This is a genomic window from Saccharothrix luteola (assembly GCF_020859565.1).
GTDB classification, from domain to species: domain Bacteria; phylum Actinomycetota; class Actinomycetes; order Mycobacteriales; family Pseudonocardiaceae; genus Actinosynnema; species Actinosynnema luteola.
On sequence record NZ_JAJHUO010000008.1, the window covers coordinates 284352 to 301653 of the forward strand.

Sequence of the window (17302 nt, forward strand, 5' to 3'; positions counted from 1 at the left end):
AAGCAGGCTCAGGCGGGCAGGTGGGCCACCACCGGGCTCAGCAGGCAGACTCGGGTGGGCCAGTGTGCTCGGGCAAGTGGGCTCAGCAGGCAGGCTCAGGCAGGCCAGTGGCCTCAGGCTGGCCAGTGGGCTCGCCAGTCCGCGGCGGTCAGGGTGGTGAGACCCGCCGCGCGGGCCGACCGCTCCGCCGCGCGCACGTTCGCCTCGAACCGCCGCGCCACCGCGCGCAGCTCCGTCTCCGGGTCCTCACCGGCCAGCTTCGCCAGCGCCGCCACCGCGAACAGCGTCGTGCCGGTGTCGTCGCCCTCCGGCAGCAGGTCCACCGGGAACCCGGCCCGCGCCACCCGCTGCGCCAGCTTCCCCGCCAGCGCCACCGCGGGCTGCCCGCTCGCCACGCCGTCCACACTGGACTCGCGCTGCTTCTCGACCTGCTTGAGCTCTTCCCACCGGTGCTGCTGGGACGTCGCGTCGTGCACGGCCGGGTCGTGGCCGGCGAACACGTGCGGGTGCCGTCCGACCAGCTTGGCCACCAGGTCGCCCGCCACCTCGTCGATCCCGAACGGCTCCTCGGCGTCCTCCGCCGCGATCCGCGCGTGGAACAGGACCTGGAGCAGCACGTCGCCCAGCTCCTCGCGCAACGCCGCCCGGTCGCCGTCCTCGATGGCCTCCAGCAGCTCGTAGGTCTCCTCGACCAGGTACTGGCGCAGCGACTTGTGGTCCTGCTCGGCGTCCCACGGGCACCCGCCGGGCGAGCGCAGGCGGTCCATCACGGCCGCCGCGTCCAGCAGCGGCACGGCCGGTGTGCGGATCACGTCGGACCCGGCCGAGATCAGCTCCCGCGCGGCGGGCTCGTCCGGGTTCGTGGTGATCAACACCAGCGACGGGCCCGCGACCAGCTCCGACACCGGCTCGGCCGACCACAGCGCCGCGTCCACGCCCTCCCCCGCGTACACCGCCGCCGCGCCCCGCAGAGCGGGTAGCGCGGCGGCGGGCAGAACCGGGGTGGCGCCTACGACGACAACGGTCACGACGACTTCTGCCGCACCGTCGCCTGGTAGCCGCTCAGCTCGCCCTCGCTCGCCGCCAGCGAGAGGGCGGTGCCGTCCCACAGGCCGTAACGGGGGTTGACCTGGATCTCGGGGTCGCCGGCCAGCGTCTGCACGAGCCGCAGGCCGATCTGCTCCAGCACCTGCGGCGTCAACTGCTCGGTGGACGACTCGCCGGACGCCCGCACGTCGGTCTTGCGGTCGGTCACGTAGGCCACGATCCACTGCGCGCTGCTCGGGTCCGGCGCGAACGCCACCACGGTGCCCGCCGGCACGCCGAACAGCGGCGACTGGGCGGCCTGCGGCGACTCGGCCGACCGCACCCGCTGGCCCTCCTTGGACAGGGTCTGGCCCTGGGTGCCTGCCGGCGCGTCGGCCACGAACTCGGCCATCTTCGCCGGGTCGGCCGCGACCTGCTTGGCCTTCGCGATCGCGTCCGCGTTGTCCTTGGTGAAGAAGTAGTCGAACGTGACTTCCATCCGGTCCACGTACTTGCGCGCCAGCTCGACCAGCAGCAGCTGGTCCTTGGCCCGCTCGCGGAACGTCGCCGCGTCGTACACGGTGTTCTGCGAGGCCAGTTCCGCCCCGCCGGCCTGCTCGACCGACTCGGTCACGGCCTCCTCGGACACGGTCACGCCCTCGCGCCGGGCCGCCTGCTCGATCAGCTCGTGCTGCACGCCCAGGGTCACCAGCTGCCGGGCGACCTGGTCGAGCTTGCGCTGGTCGTGCAGCTTCTGGGCCTCGGGCTCCTTCTTGAGCACGACGTCCAGCCGCTGCTGCACCTGCTCCAGCGGCAGCACGGTGTCGCCGACGATCGCGGCCGAGCCGACGTGGCTCGGCCCCGTGCCGCAGCCCGCGACCAGGAGTGCCACCGCCGCGCCGATCAGGGTGAAGCGCCTCTGCACAGTCCTCACGACCAGTACCTTCTCACGTCCTCGTGACGCCGCTCACGGGAGTCCCCGCCAAAGACTCCAGGAAGTGCGCGCACCAATCCAGCAATTCCTGGTCACGCAGCTGGGGTGCGCCCATCCGGCCGCCGGCCGCTCCCTCCGTCGGCCGGGGCACGCTGACGGTGTGCGCGGCCGGCTTGTGGACCGCCTTGGGGAACAGCCGGCGCAGCCGCACGAGCTGGCTGTCCTTGAGCTCCAGCGGCGCGAAGCGGATCGTCTGGCCCTGGGTGGCGACCTCGGTGACGCCGTGCGCGCGGCACGTCTGCCGGAACCGGGCCACCGCGAGCAGCCGTTCGACGGGCAGCGGCGGGGTGCCGTAGCGGTCCTTCAGCTCGTCCCACACGCTCTGCAGCGCCTCGGCGTCGCTCGCGGCGGCGATCTTGCGGTAGGCCTCCAGCCGGAGCCGCTCGCCGGGCACGTAGTCGTGCGGGATGTGCGCGTCGACGGGCAGGTCGACGCGGACCTCGGCCAGTTCCTCCTCGACCTCGCCGTCGGCGCCGGCGTGCTTGCGGAACGCCTCGACGGCCTCGCCGACGAGCCGCACGTACAGGTCGAAGCCGACGCCCGCGATGTGCCCGGACTGCTCGGCGCCGAGGATGTTGCCCGCGCCGCGGATCTCGAGGTCCTTCATGGCCACCGCCATGCCCGCGCCGAGCTCGGTGTTCTGCGCGATCGTGGCGAGCCGGTCGTGCGCGGTCTCGGTGAGCGGCGCCTCGGGCGGGTAGAGGAAGTAGGCGTAGCCGCGTTCCCGGCCGCGGCCGACGCGTCCGCGCAGCTGGTGCAGCTGGGCGAGGCCGAGCAGGTCGCCGCGCTCGACGATGAGGGTGTTGGCGTTGGAGATGTCCAGGCCGGTCTCGACGATGGTGGTGCAGACGAGGACGTCGTACTCGTTCTCCCAGAAGCCCTGGATGATCTTCTCCAGCTTGTCCTCGTTCATCTGGCCGTGCGCGGTGATCACGCGGGCCTCGGGGACCAGCTCGCGGATGTGCCGGGCGGCGCGCTCGATGGAGGACACGCGGTTGTGCACGAAGAACACCTGGCCGTCGCGCAGCAGCTCGCGGCGGATGGCGGCGGCGACCTGCTTGTCGTCGTAGGAGCCGACGTAGGTCAGGATCGGGTGCCGCTCCTCGGGCGGGGTGAGGATGGTGGACATCTCGCGGATGCCGGCCAGCGACATCTCCAGGGTGCGCGGGATCGGCGTGGCGGACATGGTGAGCACGTCCACGTGCGTGCGCAGGGCCTTGATGTGCTCCTTGTGCTCGACGCCGAACCGCTGCTCCTCGTCCACGATCACGAGGCCGAGGTCCTTGTAGCGCAGGCTCTTCTGCAGCAGCCGGTGCGTGCCGATGACGATGTCGACCTCGCCCTCGGCCAGGCCGGTGATCGTCTGCTCTGCCTCCTGGGCGTCGGTGAACCGGGACAGGCCCTTGATGTTCACCGGGAACGCGCGCATCCGCTCGGTGAACGTGTTCAGGTGCTGCTGGGCGAGCAGCGTGGTCGGCACGAGCACCACGACCTGCTTGCCGTCCTGCACGGCCTTGAACGCCGCGCGCACCGCGATCTCGGTCTTGCCGTAGCCGACGTCGCCGCAGATCACCCGGTCCATGGGCACGGTGCGCTGCATGTCGGCCTTGACCTCGTCGATCGCGGCCATCTGGTCGAGGGTCTCGGTGAACGGGAAGGCGTCCTCCAGCTCGCGCTGCCACGGCGTGTCGGGCGCGAACGCGTGCCCGGGCGCGGCCTGGCGCGCGGCGTAGAGCTGGACCAGCTCGGCGGCGATCTGCTTGACCGCCTTCTTCGCCTTGGCCTTGGTGTTCTTCCAGTCGCTGCCGCCGAGCTTGTTCAGCGTGGGCAGCTCGCCGCCGACGTAGCGGGAGATCTCGTCGAGCTGGTCGGTGGGCACGAAGAGCCGGTCGCCGGGCTGACCGCGCTTGCTGGAGCCGTACTCCAGGACCAGGTACTCGCGGGTCGCGCCGGCCACCGTGCGCTGGACCATCTCGACGTACTTGCCGATGCCGTGCTGCTCGTGCACGACGTAGTCGCCGGGCCGCAGGGCCAGCGGGTCCACCGCGTTGCGGCGGCGGCTGGGCATGCGGCGCATGTCCTTGGTGGACGTGCCGTGCCGGCCGCCGGTGAGGTCGGTCTCGGTGAGCACGACCAGGGCCAGCTCGGGCAGCGAGAAGCCGTCCTCCAGCGCGCCGCGCACGACGGTGACCGCGCCCTTCTTGGGCGCGGTGTCCAGGGTCTCGCGGAGCACCACGTTCACGTCGGCTTCGCGCAGCTGCTCGGTGGCGCGCTGGGCCGTGCCGGCGCCGGGGACGACGAGGACCGCCGTGCCGCCGGAGACGGTGTGGGCGCGCAGGTCGGCGAACGCCCGGTCGATGTCGCCCTGGTAGGCCTCGACCTGCTTGAGCTCGAGCCGGACGACGTCCTCGCCCTCGGTGGTGAGCTGGCTGAGCGTCCACCAGGGCCGGCCCTGCTCCCGCGCGGACCGCGCCACGTCGGCGAGGCTGTGGTAGGCGCTGGAGTCCAGGTCGATGGGGCTCTGCCCGCCGCCCGCCGCGGCCATCCAGGACGCTTCCAGGAACTCCTGGCCGGTGCGCACGAGGTCCGCGGCGCGGGCCCGGATCTTCTCCGGGTCGTTGAGCACGACGTGCGTGCCCGCGGGGACGACGTCGGTGAGGAGCTGCAGCTCGCCTTCGCACAGGGCGGGGATGAGGGCTTCCATGCCCTCCGACGGGATGCCCTCGGCGATCTTGGTCAGCAGCTCGTGCAGGTGGGCGTCGGCCGTGTGCTCCTCGGCCAGCGCGGCGGCCTTGGCCTTGACCTGCGGGGTCAGCAGCAGCTCGCGGCACGGCGGCGCGATGAAGCCCGCGACCTCCTCCGGCAGCGACCGCTGGTCGGCGACCGCGAAGGGGCGGATCTCGCTGACCTCGTCGCCCCAGAACTCGACCCGCAGCGGGTGCTCGGCGGTCGGCGGGAAGATGTCCAGGATGCCGCCGCGGACCGCGAACTCGCCGCGCTTCTCGACCATGTCGACGCGCGTGTAGGCGATCTCGGTGAGGTTGACCAGCAGGGCCTCGAAGTCGTGCTCCGAGCCGACGGCCAGGTGCACCGGTTCGAGGTCGCCGAGGCCGGGCGCCATCGGCTGGATGAGGCTGCGGACCGTGGTGATGACGACCTTGAGCGGGTGCTCGCCGGGGTGGGCCAGGCGGCGCAGCACCTCCAGGCGGGCGCCGACCGTGTCGGCCCGGGGCGAGAGCCGTTCGTGCGGCAGCGTCTCCCACGACGGGAACAGGGCGACCTGCTCGTGGCCGATGAGGTCGCACAGCACGGCCTTGAGGTCGTCCGCCTCGCGGCCGGTCGCGGTGACCGCGAGGACGGGCGCGTGCCGGGACAGGGCCGCCGCGACCAGCGGCCGGGCGGCGGGCGGTCCTTCGAGTTCGAGGTCGGGCACGCCGACCGAGTCGGCGAGGGCGCGCAGCGCCTTGTCGGGCAGGACAGCGGTCAGCAGGCCGGACAGCGGGCCGGGCTGGGGCATTGCGGTGGCTCCCCGGATTTCGAACGCGGACAGACCCCTGCCCGGGACCGAACACGTCCACGTCCACCGGAGGGGTTCTCGACTTCCCAGCCTACGGCCCCCGCCGGCCGGGTGCGCCGTGATTTCGGTTGACCGCGGGGTGACGCTGGGTACGTGGAGCACAGGGAGATCAGGGCCGACTACGACGATCGGCACATCACGGTGTACCAGGCGTACTCCCCGGCCATCGCCGTCCCCGCGCTGGCGGCGGGGCGGTTCGTGCCGCCGTTCAGGCCGGGGCGGATGACGTGGATCAAGCCGTCGTTCTTGTGGATGATGTACCGGTCCGGGTGGGGGGCGAAGCCGGACCAGGAGTGCGTGCTGGCCGTGCGAATCACCCGATCGGGGTTCGACTGGGCGGTGCGGTCGGCCGTGCCGAGCGACGAGGGGGTCGGGCGGAAGCCGGACGTGCGGGTGCAGTGGGACCCGGAGCGCAGCCTGCGGCTGGAGGCGCTGCCGCACCGGTCGTTGCAGCTGGGGCTGGCCGGTGAGGCGTCGCGGCGGTACGTGGACGAGTGGGTCGTGGGGCTGACCGACGTGACGCCGTTGGCGCACGAGGTGCACGCGCTGGTGCGTGCCGGTGACCTGGAGGGCGCGCGGGCGTTGCTGCCGGTGGAACGGCCGTACCCGATGCCCCGCACGTGAACGTCGAGCACACACGGGGGTTGTCATGCTGGGGGACATGCGTCGCTTTGTCGGGTTCGCCGCGGTGCTGGCCGCGTGCGCGGCGTGTTCGACGGAGGGCGCCGGTGGCACCGCGCCCTCGACGACCACGCCGGAGGGGCTGCGGGTCGAGGTGGTCGCCTCCGGGCTGAGCCACCCGTGGGACGTGGGGTTCCTGCCCGACGGGCGGATGCTCGTGCCGCAGCGGCCGGGGCGGATCGCGCTGGTCGCGGACGGCCGGGTGACCGAGGTCGAGGCCGATCTCGGTGACGTGGAGGCGCGGGGCGAGGGCGGGCTGATGAGCCTGGTCGTGCACCCCGACTTCGCGACCAGCCGTCGGTTCACCACGTGCTTCAACACGTCCTCGGACGTGCGGCTGGTGACGTGGGAGCTGGACGGCGCGAAGGCGACGAGGGTGAAGGACCCGTTGCTCTCGGGGCTGCCGACGGCGTCGAGCGGACGTCACTCGGGGTGCCGGATGGCGCTGGACCGCGACGGCAACCTGCTCGTCGGCACCGGTGACACCGCGCGGGGCGACGTGGCGCAGGACCGGGCCAGCCTCGGCGGCAAGGTGCTGCGGATCGACCTCGCGACCGGCGAGGGCGTGGCGGGCAACCCGTTCGGCGACCGGATCTACACCTACGGGCACCGCAACGTGCAGGGCGTGGCCGTGCGGCAGGACGGGATGGTGTTCACCGCCGAGCACGGGCCCTCGGTGGACGACGAGGTGAACGTGCTCAAGCCCGGCGGGAACTACGGCTGGGACCCGTCGCAGGGCGGCACGGTCGGCGGGTACGACGAGGACGTGCCGATGACGGACCTCTCGCGCTTCCCCGACGCCGTGTCGGCCGTGTGGTCGTCCGGCCGTCCGACCGAGGCGATCTGCGACGCCGCTTTCCTGGTCGGCGACCAGTGGGGCTCCCTGAACGGCGTCCTCGCCGTCACCGCCCTCAAGGGCGCCAAGCTCCTGCTCTTCACCGTCACCCAAGATGGCGGCGTGCACTCGGTCGCCATCCCGTCGGAACTGGACGGCACCCACGGCCGCCTGCGCGGCGCCGAACTGTCCCCCGACGGCTCCCTCTACGTCACCACCTCGAACGGCACCGACGACAAGATCCTCCGCATCACCAACCCGACCTGACCCGCGCGTCGAACCTCCAGGCCCCGCGTGTCGAACACTCAGGACCCGCGAGTCGAACGTTCGCGTACCCCGAATTCAACGCTCAGGTCCGCCCGCGGGTACCTGAGCGTTGAACTCAGGGGTCCTGAGGGTTCGACACGCGGGACCCGAGCGTTCGACACGCGCGGGGGTCAGCGGGTGCGGAGGCGGGGTTTGTGGTCCATGTGGGACAGGCCCTTCCAGGCCAGGTTGACCAGGTGGGCGGCCACTTCGTCCTTCTTCGGCTTGCGGACCTCGAGCCACCACTGGCCGGTCAACGCCACCATGCCCACGAGGGCCTGCGAGTAGAGCGCGGCCAGCTTGCGGTCGTAACCCTGGCGGGAGAAGTGCAGGCCCAGGATCGACTCCACCTGGGACGCGATGTCGTTCAGCAACGACGAGAACGTGCCGGTGGACGACGCCACGGGCGAGTCGCGCACGAGGATCCGGAAGCCGTCCGTCGAGCCCTCGATGTAGTCCAGCAACGCGCACGCGGCCTGTTCCAGCAGCTCACGGGGGTGCCCGCCGGACAGCGCGTTGACGATGTGGTCCATCAGGTACTGCATCTCGCGGTCCACCACGACCGCGTAGATGCCTTCCTTGCCGCCGAAGTGCTCGTACACCACGGGCTTGGACACGCCCGCCCGGTGCGCGATCTCCTCGATGGAGGTGACCTCGAAGCCCTTCTCCGCGAACAGCGCCCGGGCCACGTCGAGCAGTTGCTCGCGCCGCTCCTTGCCCGTCATCCGCACGCGCGGCACCGGTGTCTCGTCGCCGCGCCGTCTCCCCGCCACCCAGACCACCCTAAACACCTGCCCCCCGCGTGGGTCGCGAGGGGCAGGCGGTCGCTTGCTCGACTACTCGGCCACGTCTACTTCTTGGCGCTGATGCGGGCCAACCGCTGCTGGTTCGGCCACCGCACGTTGGTCGCCCAGCCGAACTTCTCGAACACCCAGATCAGCCGCGCGGAGGTGTCGATCTGACCGCGCTTGACGCCGTGCCGCGCGCACGTCGGGTCGGCGTGGTGCAGGTTGTGCCACGACTCGCCGAAGCTCAGGATCGCCAGCGCCCACACGTTCGCGGAACGGTCGCGCGCGGCGAACGGGCGGTCGCCCACCATGTGGCAGATCGAGTTGACCGACCACGTCACGTGGTGCAGGAACGCCACCCGGACCAGACCGGCCCAGAAGAACGCCGACAGCGCGCCGGCCCACGACATCGTGATCAGGCCGCCGAGCACGGCGGGCGCGAGCAGGCTGATCGCGGTCCACAGCGGGAACAGCTTGTCGATCCGGACCAGGTCCTTGTCGGCCAGCAGGTCGGGCGCGAAGCGCTCCGCGTTGGTCTTGTCGCGGTCGAACAGCCAGCCCATGTGGGCGTGCCAGAAGCCCTTGGCCAGCGCGACCGGGCCGCGGCCGAACAGCCACGGCGAGTGCGGGTCGCCCTCGCGGTCGGAGAACGCGTGGTGGCGGCGGTGGTCGGCGACCCAGACGATCACCGGGCCCTGCAACGCCATCATGCCCGCGATCGCCAGGCCGATCTTGAGCGCGCGGTTGGCCTTGAACGAGCCGTGCGTGAAGTACCGGTGGAACCCGATCGTCACGCCGAGGCCGGCCAGGTAGTAGAAGGCCACGAACAGCGCGACGTCCACCCAGCCCAGGCCCCAACCCCAAGCGAGCGGAACGGCCGCGAGCAGAGCCAGGAACGGCACGATGACGAACACGTACACGCCGAACTGCTCGACGTGTCCCCGTCGCCCTTCGATCATCGGCTTGGGTCCGCGATCCTCAGGACCCTGCGGCGTGGACCTGCTCTCAAGGGTGCTGGTCATACATGTACCTCGTTGTGTACTCGGGGCTACCTACGGAACCGTAACTTACGGCAGCGTAAGTTAGCCGTGCCTCATCCCGCCAGAGCCGCGGCCGAAGTCACGGCGTGTTCTCAGGAAGTCGGGCGTGTCGATCACGGCGGGGGCATCATTCGGTGATGGGGTCACCGAACGTCCGCGCCCGCCGCCGCCTCCGCATCGCACTGGTCACGTTCGCGGTGGTGTTCCTGCTGGTCATCGGGGGTCTGCTGGGGTTCGGCTGGTACTACAGCGGCCAACTCCTCGAACCCGAGAACGCCCGTCCCGGCTACCGCGACACGGTCACGTCGTCGGCTTCGGGGACCGTCGCGCTGGCGGAGTCCAGGGTCACAGTGCTTCCCGGCACGTGGGGTCTCGTCTGGCCGGGCGGCGGCGCGAAGGTCGGCCCGGTGACCCAGCGGTCGGAGGGCACGGTGGTGCGCGAGTTGCAGGGCGAGGCGCCGGCGGACGGCACGCAGGTGCGGCTGGAGACCTCGGTCTGGAGCACCGACCCCGCCACCGCGCTCGACCTGGAGTACACGGAAGTGCGAATTCCCACCGAACTGGGTGACGCGCCCGCATGGCTGGTCCCCGCGACGTCGGACACGTGGGTCGTCGCGGTGCACGGTCGGGGTGGCACGAGGGCCGAGGCGCTGCGCGTGATGCCTGCCTTGCACCAGCTAGGGCTACCCGTTCTCGCCGTGACCTACCGCAATGACGAGGGCGCGCCGCGCTCGCCGGACGGTCTCTACCACTTGGGCGACACGGAGTGGCGTGACGTGGAGGCGGCCGTCCGGTACGCCCAGGAGCACGGCGCGCGCGATGTCGTGCTGTACGGGTGGTCGATGGGCGGCGCGATCGTCGGCCAGTTCCTCGGCCGCTCGGCGGAGGCGGACGCCGTGGCCGCCGTCGTGCTCGACGCGCCCGTGGTGAGCTGGACGAAGACGCTGGAGCTGCAGTCGCGCAACCGGGGCGTGCCCGTGCAGCTGGCGCCGATCGCGGAGCTGGTCTCGGATTGGCGGGTCGACCTGGAGTTCACCCGCTTCGACCTGCTCGACCACCCGCCCGCGCGCAGGCCGCCGACGCTGCTGTTCCACGGCGGCGCGGACGGCACCGTGCCGGTGCAGGCGTCGCGCGACCTGGCCGCGGCGGCGGACCGGCTCGACTGGCCCATGCGGTACGTCGAGGTGCCCGCGGCCGAGCACACGGCGGCGTGGAACGTCGACCCGGAGGCCTACGACCGCACGCTGACCGAGTTCCTCGACTCGGTCGACGGCATCCGGTAGCCCGGTGGCGCGTCTGCTTGTGCCCGATCGACTACGGAAGGTAGTTAAGCGGGTGATTGTTTCGCCCGAAATCGTGGCGAAGAGGGGTCACGAGACCCCGCCACGCCGCCCTCAAGCGTCGACCGGCAGCGGTGTGGAGTTCACCCAGCCGTGATGTGGGCCACGTTCTTCACCGCGCTGACCTGCATAAACACACAGTGTCATGATCGGGTCACGGTGGGCTTGCCGCCACTTGAGTGGTGGTGCTGAACTTCGAGGGGGACTCGTGACAACATGTGTTCGCGCGGTCGGGGCGAGCCTCGACCGTTCCGCCATGGTGTAAAGGCAGCACCTCGGATTTTGGTTCCGATGGTCCAGGTTCGAATCCTGGTGGCGGAGCGAGGGGCCGGGCCACGAAGGCCCCGGCCGCCCTGCGTCTGCATGGGGGTGTGAGTCGCTGCACGAGGAAGCGGTCGACGAGCAGGACAACGTGGCGCCGGCGCTCCACGAGATGTCCGACGCGTGGCTGGTCGGCCGCGCGAGTGAGCTCGTGGCCGTGGCCCAGAGCAGCCACCTGTCCGACCAGCTCGACGCGGCGCACGAGGTCGACGAGATCCTGGCCGAGGCGCAGGGCCGCGGCGAGCCGCGGATCGTCGGCCAGCTGCTGCGCGCGGCCGCGGTCGTCCGGATCGTCACCCCCGGCCTGGTCGACCTGTCCGACTCCGTCCTGGACGAGATGGTGGCGCACTGCCGCCGGCACGGCCTGCTGGTGCTGGAGGCGGAGGCGCACGCCCTGCGCGGGCGGCGCTACCTGCTCGGCGGGTTCGAGGACAAGGCGTTGACCGAGGTCGCGGGCGGCCTGGCGATGCTGGAAGAGGACCTCGCGCCCGACCCGATGATCGACAAGCGCACCTGGGACCGGCTGCTCGCCTCCGCGTTGCAGTCGACCGGGCTCGTGCTCACCCAGCTCGGCGTCTACGAGATGGCCGACGAGGTGCTGGCGCGGGCGCACAACGCGATCCGGGACAGCGCCAACCCGCACCAGATCTACGTCCACCTGGTCAACCGGGCCCGGCTGCTGATCGGCTGGGGCCTGCGGCTGGAGCGGGTGGACAACTTCGAGGAGGCCGCCGAGCGGTTCGCCACCGCGTCGGCCATCGCCACCGCCGTCGAGGGGCCGTTCCGCGAGTCGCTGCACCCCGGCAGGCGCGACCGCACCGCCGCCGAGCAGGTGCCCGTGATCGGCGCGGCGCACGCGCTGGCCAAGCCGGGCGCGGAGCACATCGCGCGGCTGTGGGCGTTGCGCGAGCTGGCCATGTACGCCCGCGAGCTGATCATCGTGTCGATCGCGCTGGCGCGCTGCCTGGAGATGGAGGAGCTGCCGCAGCAGGCGTTGCAGGTGCTGCACGACGCCCAGGACCGGCTGGAGCACGACACGTCCGAGCCGACCCTGATGCTGTGCCTGACCCGGGAGTACGCCCGGATGTCCGGCCCGCACGGCGAGCGCACCATCTCGGCGTTGCAGACCTACGCCAACGCGCTGGAGGTGGAGCTGTGGCTGATGCAGGAGGCGCGCACCGCCACCCTGCTCACCCGGCGCGACCACGAACGGCTGACCCGCGCGCACGGCGCCATCGCGCAGCAGGCGTTGCAGGACCCGCTGACCGGCCTGCCGAACCGCCGCGCGCTCGACGACCGGCTGGCCGCGCTGATCAACGCGCAGACCCACCCGATGGCCATCGCGCTGGTCGACCTCGACGGGTTCAAGGTCGTCAACGACAAGCACTCGCACGCCGAGGGTGACGACGTCCTCCGCGTGATTGCGAGCACACTGCGCCAGGCGTTGCGGGGTGACGACCTGGTGGCCCGCTACGGCGGCGACGAGTTCGTCGTGCTGCTGCCCGGCGCGCCGCTGCACGCCGCCGAAGCGGCCCTCGCCCGGGCCGTGGATGCGGTCGCCGCCTTGCCTTCCGACCTGTCCAGGGGGGTCACGCTGTCGGTGGGCGTGATCTCCGTGCGCCCGCGCGAGGCGGCGCACGCGGCGCTCGCCCGAGCCGACTCGGCGATGTACGCGGCGAAGCGGCGAGGTGGCTGCCAGGTTGCGGCCGTGGAAGTAGAGCCCTCCTCGGAGGCTTAGTATCGGCACCTGGCGGGAAGCCAGGCCCCTCCCGCTGAAGGCACGCACTCAGCTAGGGAGAGCGCTGATGCTCGAGGGTGTCCCCACCCCAGTCAGCACGATCGTCCTCGCAGCGGGTGAAGGCACCCGCATGCGCTCAGCCACCCCGAAGGTCTTGCACCGCGTCGCGGGTCGTTCCCTGGTGGAGCACGCCGTGCGCGCCGCCGCCGGGACGGACCCGGACCACCTCGCCGTCGTGGTCGGCCACGGCCGCGCCGCGGTCGCCGACCACCTCGACAGCCTGTCCACCGCGCTGGACCGCAAGGTCACCGTGGCGGTGCAGGAGCAGCAGAAGGGCACCGGGCACGCGGTCGGCTGCGGGCTCGCCGAGCTGCCGTCCGACCTCGGCGGCACGGTCGTGGTGACCTACGGCGACGTGCCGCTGCTGGACTCCGACACGTTGCGCGGACTGCTCGCCGAGCACGGCGCGCGCGGCAACGCCGTCACCGTGCTGACCGCCGTGGTGGCCGACCCCACCGGGTACGGGCGGATCGTGCGGTCCGCGGACGGCTCGGTCGAGGGCATCGTCGAGCAGAAGGACGCCACGCCCGAGCAGCGGGAGATCACCGAGATCAACTCCGGGGTGTACGCGTTCGACGCGGCCGTGCTGCGCGACGGGCTGTCCCGGCTTTCCACCGACAACGCGCAGGGCGAGCTGTACCTGACCGACGTGCTGACGATCGCGCGCGGCGACGGCCGGCGCGTGGGCGCGCTGGTGACGTCGGACGCCTGGCTGGTCGAGGGCGTGAACGACCGCGTGCAGCTGGCCAGGCTGGGCGCCGAGCTGAACCGCAGGCTGGTGGAGGCCGCGATGCGCTCGGGCGTGACCGTCGTCGACCCGGCCACCACGTGGCTGGACGCCGACGTGCGGCTGGAGCGGGACGTGCTGATCGAGCCGAACGTGCAGCTGCGGGCCGGCACCACCGTCGGCGAGGGCGCGGTCGTCGGCCCGGACACCACGCTGTCGGCCTGCGTGATCGGCGCGGGCGCGACCGTGGTGCGCACGCACGGCTCCGGCGCGGAGATCGGCGCGGGCGCGTCCGTCGGCCCGTTCGCCTACCTGCGGCCGGGCACCCGGCTCGGCGAGCGCGGCAAGATCGGCACCTTCGTGGAGACGAAGAACTCCGACATCGGCGCGGGCAGCAAGGTGCCGCACCTGAGCTACATCGGCGACACGACCATCGGCGAGCACTCCAACATCGGCGCGGCCAGCGTCACGGTCAACTACGACGGCGTGAACAAGCACCGGACCACGATCGGGTCCTACTGCCGCACCGGTTCGGACAACATGTTCGTCGCGCCGGTCACCGTCGGCGACGGCGCGTACACCGGCGCGGGGACCGTGGTGCGGCGCGACGTGCCGCCCGGCGCGCTGGCCGTGTCCGGCGGACCCCAGCGCAACCTGGACGGATGGGTGGTGTCCCGCCGGGCGGGCACGCCTTCGGCCGAAGCGGCGGAGCGCGCTCTGACGCCCGAGAATGCAGGCACAACCGATGAAGGGCGCTGACGTGAACCCCACGATGGCCGGGACACCCAAGAAGAACCTGATGCTCTTCGGCGGGCGGGCCTACCCCGAGCTGACCGAGCAGGTGGCCAAGCACCTGAACGTGTCGGTGACCCCGCAGTCGGCGTACGACTTCGCCAACGGCGAGATCTTCGTGAGGTTCGAGGAGAGCGTGCGCGGCTGCGACGCGTTCGTGATCCAGTCGCACTGCGCGCCCATCAACCAGTGGCTGATGGAGCAGCTGATCATGGTGGACGCGCTCAAGCGCGCGTCCGCGAAGCGCATCACCGTGATCATGCCGTTCTACCCGTACGCGCGGCAGGACAAGAAGCACCGCGGCCGTGAGCCGATCTCGGCCCGCCTGGTCGCGGACCTGTTCAAGACCGCGGGCGCGGACCGCCTGGTGGCCGTGGACCTGCACACCGCGCAGATCCAGGGCTTCTTCGACGGCCCGGTGGACCACCTCTGGGCCATGCCGCTGCTGGCCGAGCACATCAAGGCCAAGTACGCGGGCCGCGAGATCACCGTCGTCTCCCCCGACGCCGGCCGCACCAAGCTGGCCGAGAAGTGGGCGGACACCCTCGGCGGCACGCCGATCGCGTTCATCCACAAGACCCGCGACCCGCTGCGGCCGAACGAGGTCGTGGCCAACCGGGTCGTCGGCCAGGTCGAGGGCAGGCTGTGCGTCGTCATCGACGACATGATCGACACCGGCGGCACGATCACCAAGGCGGTGGAGCAGCTGCTCGACGAGGGCGCGTCGGACGTCGTCATCGCCGCCACCCACCCGGTCCTGTCCGGCCCGGCCGTCGAGCGGCTGCGCGACTGCGGCGCCCGTGAGGTCGTGTTCACCGACACCCTCCCGATCCCGGCGGAGAAGCGGTTCGACGCCATGACCGTCCTGCCGATCGCGCCGCTGCTGGCGCGCGTGATCCAGGAGGTCTTCGAGGACGGCTCGGTGACCTCCCTGTTCGACGGCAACGCCTGACACGAGCGCTCGACTCTCGCGTTCTGAACGTAGGACACACGCGCGTGTCCTACGTTCAGCGCGCGAGAGTCCTACGTTCGGAACGCGCGTGTCCTACGTTCAGGACCCCTGAGTTCACCGTTCGCGACGGCCCCGGCCGGGCGTTCAGGCCCCCGATTAGGCCCCGCCCAGCGGATCGGCCTACACTGGCCAGGTTGCCTCGGCGAGGGCGAGCATCACGCTCGGCGTGATCGACGCGGCGGTTGTGATGCCGCGCGTGTTCACCCTCCGCGCCGCCCGCCGCCGCAGGCCAACCCCCGCTTCGCCCCGCCCGACGTACCCGCCGACGTTTACCAGGCCAGACCGTTAGGAGAGCCCCACCGTGTCCGAGGTCCGTCTCGCCGCAGAGCAGCGCACCGAGTTCGGCAAGGGCGCCGCCCGCCGCACCCGCCGCGCCGGCAAGATCCCCGCGGTGCTCTACGGCCACGGTTCCGACCCGAAGCACCTGGCCCTGCCGGCGCTCGAGTTCGCCCGTGTTGTCCGCGAGCACGGTCAGAACGCAGTTCTCACGCTGGACATCGAGTCCTCCACCGAGCTGGCGCTGACCAAGACCGTCACCACGCACCCCATCAAGAACTACATCGAGCACGTCGACCTGCTGCTCGTGCAGCGGGGCGAGAAGGTCACCGTCGAGGTGCCGATCGTCCTCACGGGCGACGCCGCCGCGGCGACCCTGCTCACGCAGGACCTCACCACCATCCAGGTGGAGGCCGACGCGCTGAACATCCCCGAGCAGGTCGAGTACTCCATCGCCGGTCTGACCGCGGGCACCCAGGTGCACGCCTCCGACCTGGTCCTGCCGGCCGGCACCACGCTGGTGACCGACGGCGAGGCGATGGTCCTCGCGGTGAACGCCGCGCCGACCGCCGCCGAGCTGGACGGCGACACCGGTGAGGCCGCCGAGCCCGAGGCCACCGAAGAAGGCTGAGCCCATCACGTCGGGCAACTCGAACGGCACGCCTCCCCCGCCGCACGGCTGGGGTGGCGTGCCGTTCCCGTTCCTGAGCCCGGCGCAGGTGCGCGCCACCCGGTTCCCCCGCAAGAGGGGCAAGGGCTACGACCCGGCGCAGGTGGACGCGTTCGTGCTGCGCATCGCCGACGCGCTGGCCGGACGCACGTCGCTGCACCCCGACCAGGTGCGCACGATCGCGTTCACCGAGATCGCCGGCGGGTACGACCAGCGGACTGTGGACGACTTCCTGGCCGCTTTGGAGCACCAGCTGCGGTCCGGTCACGTGCCGCCGACCACGTTGCAGACCGGTGAGGCGGTGCTGGCGGTGAAGCTGCCGCGCTCGCCGAACGGCTACGATCGCGGCGAAGTCGACGCGTTCCTCGGCCGGGCCGCCGCGGCGCTGGACGGGCGGGGGCGGATGACCTCCGGCGAGGTGCGCCACACCAGGTTCACCACCACGTCCGGGCTGCGCCGGGGCTACCAGGTGCGCGCGGTGGACGCCCTGTTGGACGAGCTTGAGCAGGAGTTGCGGTTCCGTGGTCGATGACGTCGCCCTGGTCGTCGGGCTGGGCAACTCCGGCTCCAAGTACGAGGGCAACCGGCACAACGTCGGCTTCCTCGTGCTGGACGAGCTGGCCGCGCGCGTAGGTGGGAGGTTCAAGGCCCACAAGGGCGGCGCCGAGGTCCTCGAGGGCCGGTTGGCCGGCCGCCGGGTCGTGCTGGCGAAGCCGCGCGGCTACATGAACACCTCCGGCGGACCGGTGGCGGGCACGGCGAACTTCTACAAGGCGCCGCCGTCGTCGATCATCGTCGTGCACGACGAGCTGGACCTGCCGTTCGGCGCGGTGCGGCTCAAGCTCGGCGGCGGCGAGAACGGGCACAACGGGCTGCGGTCGATCACGAAGTCGTTGGGCACCAAGGACTACCACCGGGTGCGGTTCGGGGTGGACCGGCCGCCGGGCCGGATGGACCCCGCCGACTACGTGCTGCGCGACTTCTCGCTGGTGGAGCGCAAGCAGCTGGCGCTGGAGCTGGACCGGGCGGCGGACGCCGTGGAGGCGTTGCTGGAGCTGGGGCTGGAAGCCGCCCAGAACAAGTTCCACTGAGCACAAGTCCCCCTGGTTCCTCACGTCC

General features: G+C 71.6%; 14 protein-coding genes and 1 tRNA gene. 10 read left to right on the forward strand and 5 right to left on the reverse strand.

Features of this window, described 5'->3' with window-relative positions:
* Positions 1–113 precede the first annotated feature (113 nt).
* Genes LNK82_RS14145 through mfd form a run of 3 tightly spaced genes read right to left on the reverse strand, consistent with a single transcriptional unit; the run spans position 114 to position 5537 of the window.
* Positions 114–1028, reverse strand: a complete 915-nt coding sequence (locus LNK82_RS14145; protein WP_230567415.1) for a nucleoside triphosphate pyrophosphohydrolase — start codon at positions 1026–1028, stop codon at positions 114–116.
* Positions 1025–1960, reverse strand: a complete 936-nt coding sequence (locus LNK82_RS14150; RefSeq protein ID WP_230567416.1) for a SurA N-terminal domain-containing protein — start codon at positions 1958–1960, stop codon at positions 1025–1027. The genes LNK82_RS14145 and LNK82_RS14150 overlap by 4 nt, the downstream gene beginning before the upstream one ends.
* Before the next feature lie 13 nt (positions 1961–1973).
* Positions 1974–5537 carry a transcription-repair coupling factor gene (mfd, locus tag LNK82_RS14155; RefSeq protein WP_230567417.1) on the reverse strand — a complete coding sequence of 1188 codons (3564 nt, stop codon included), beginning with the start codon at positions 5535–5537 and terminating at the stop codon, positions 1974–1976.
* A 153-nt stretch (positions 5538–5690) separates the two neighbouring features.
* Here mfd and LNK82_RS14160 point away from each other — a divergent pair, with 153 nt between their 5' ends.
* Entirely contained in the window at positions 5691–6221 is a 531-nt protein-coding gene (locus LNK82_RS14160) for a DUF4291 domain-containing protein (RefSeq protein WP_230567418.1), read from the forward strand.
* Positions 6222–6258: 37 nt separating this feature from the next.
* Positions 6259–7380: a PQQ-dependent sugar dehydrogenase gene (locus tag LNK82_RS14165; protein ID WP_230567419.1), complete on the forward strand. Its 1122-nt coding sequence runs from the start codon at positions 6259–6261 to the stop codon at positions 7378–7380.
* A gap of 170 nt (positions 7381–7550) precedes the next feature.
* On the opposite strand, the gene LNK82_RS14170 is transcribed toward LNK82_RS14165, so the two are convergent.
* Complete coding sequence (locus LNK82_RS14170) at positions 7551–8144, reverse strand: TetR/AcrR family transcriptional regulator (protein ID WP_053719425.1); 594 nt, start codon at positions 8142–8144, stop codon at positions 7551–7553.
* 125 nt (positions 8145–8269) lie between these two features.
* On the reverse strand, positions 8270–9229 hold the full coding sequence (locus LNK82_RS14175) for an acyl-CoA desaturase (protein ID WP_230567420.1): 960 nt from the start codon (positions 9227–9229) through the stop codon (positions 8270–8272).
* A gap of 155 nt (positions 9230–9384) precedes the next feature.
* On the opposite strand from LNK82_RS14175, the gene LNK82_RS14180 reads away from it, so the two are divergent.
* The 8 genes from LNK82_RS14180 to pth all read left to right on the forward strand — a co-directional run bounded on the left by LNK82_RS14180 (position 9385) and on the right by pth (position 17274).
* The gene (locus tag LNK82_RS14180; protein WP_230567421.1) at positions 9385–10530 is read left to right on the forward strand and encodes an alpha/beta hydrolase family protein; all 1146 of its coding nucleotides are present in this window, start codon (positions 9385–9387) and stop codon (positions 10528–10530) included.
* Between the two features lie 307 nt (positions 10531–10837).
* A tRNA-Gln gene (locus LNK82_RS14185) sits at positions 10838–10908 on the forward strand.
* A gap of 91 nt (positions 10909–10999) precedes the next feature.
* Positions 11000–12646: a GGDEF domain-containing protein gene (locus tag LNK82_RS14190; protein ID WP_230567422.1), complete on the forward strand. Its 1647-nt coding sequence runs from the start codon at positions 11000–11002 to the stop codon at positions 12644–12646.
* A 67-nt stretch (positions 12647–12713) separates the two neighbouring features.
* Positions 12714–14192 (forward strand): bifunctional UDP-N-acetylglucosamine diphosphorylase/glucosamine-1-phosphate N-acetyltransferase GlmU, encoded by a 1479-nt coding sequence (gene glmU, locus LNK82_RS14195; protein WP_230567423.1) that lies wholly within the window; start codon positions 12714–12716, stop codon positions 14190–14192.
* 13 nt (positions 14193–14205) lie between these two features.
* Positions 14206–15177, forward strand: coding sequence for a ribose-phosphate diphosphokinase (locus LNK82_RS14200; RefSeq protein WP_230567464.1), 972 nt, complete (start codon positions 14206–14208; stop codon positions 15175–15177).
* 361 nt (positions 15178–15538) lie between these two features.
* Positions 15539–16144 (forward strand): 50S ribosomal protein L25/general stress protein Ctc, encoded by a 606-nt coding sequence (locus LNK82_RS14205; RefSeq protein ID WP_230567424.1) that lies wholly within the window; start codon positions 15539–15541, stop codon positions 16142–16144.
* Between the two features lie 58 nt (positions 16145–16202).
* Positions 16203–16715 (forward strand): DivIVA domain-containing protein, encoded by a 513-nt coding sequence (locus LNK82_RS14210; RefSeq protein ID WP_230567425.1) that lies wholly within the window; start codon positions 16203–16205, stop codon positions 16713–16715.
* Positions 16705–17274, forward strand: coding sequence for an aminoacyl-tRNA hydrolase (gene pth / locus LNK82_RS14215; RefSeq protein WP_230567426.1), 570 nt, complete (start codon positions 16705–16707; stop codon positions 17272–17274). The genes LNK82_RS14210 and pth overlap by 11 nt, the downstream gene beginning before the upstream one ends.
* Positions 17275–17302 lie beyond the last annotated feature (28 nt).

Excerpts from the sequence above, each read along its gene's own strand:
- glmU (WP_230567423.1), top strand. The coding sequence starts at position 12,714 with ATGCTCGAGGGTGTCCCCACCCCAGTCAGCACGATCGTCCTCGCAGCG.
- LNK82_RS14175 (WP_230567420.1), bottom strand. The coding sequence starts at position 9,229 with ATGACCAGCACCCTTGAGAGCAGGTCCACGCCGCAGGGTCCTGAGGAT.
- LNK82_RS14180 (WP_230567421.1), top strand. The coding sequence starts at position 9,385 with ATGGGGTCACCGAACGTCCGCGCCCGCCGCCGCCTCCGCATCGCACTG.
- LNK82_RS14165 (WP_230567419.1), top strand. The coding sequence starts at position 6,259 with ATGCGTCGCTTTGTCGGGTTCGCCGCGGTGCTGGCCGCGTGCGCGGCG.
- LNK82_RS14200 (WP_230567464.1), top strand. The coding sequence starts at position 14,206 with ATGGCCGGGACACCCAAGAAGAACCTGATGCTCTTCGGCGGGCGGGCC.
- LNK82_RS14170 (WP_053719425.1), bottom strand. The coding sequence starts at position 8,144 with ATGACGGGCAAGGAGCGGCGCGAGCAACTGCTCGACGTGGCCCGGGCG.
- mfd (WP_230567417.1), bottom strand. The coding sequence starts at position 5,537 with ATGCCCCAGCCCGGCCCGCTGTCCGGCCTGCTGACCGCTGTCCTGCCC.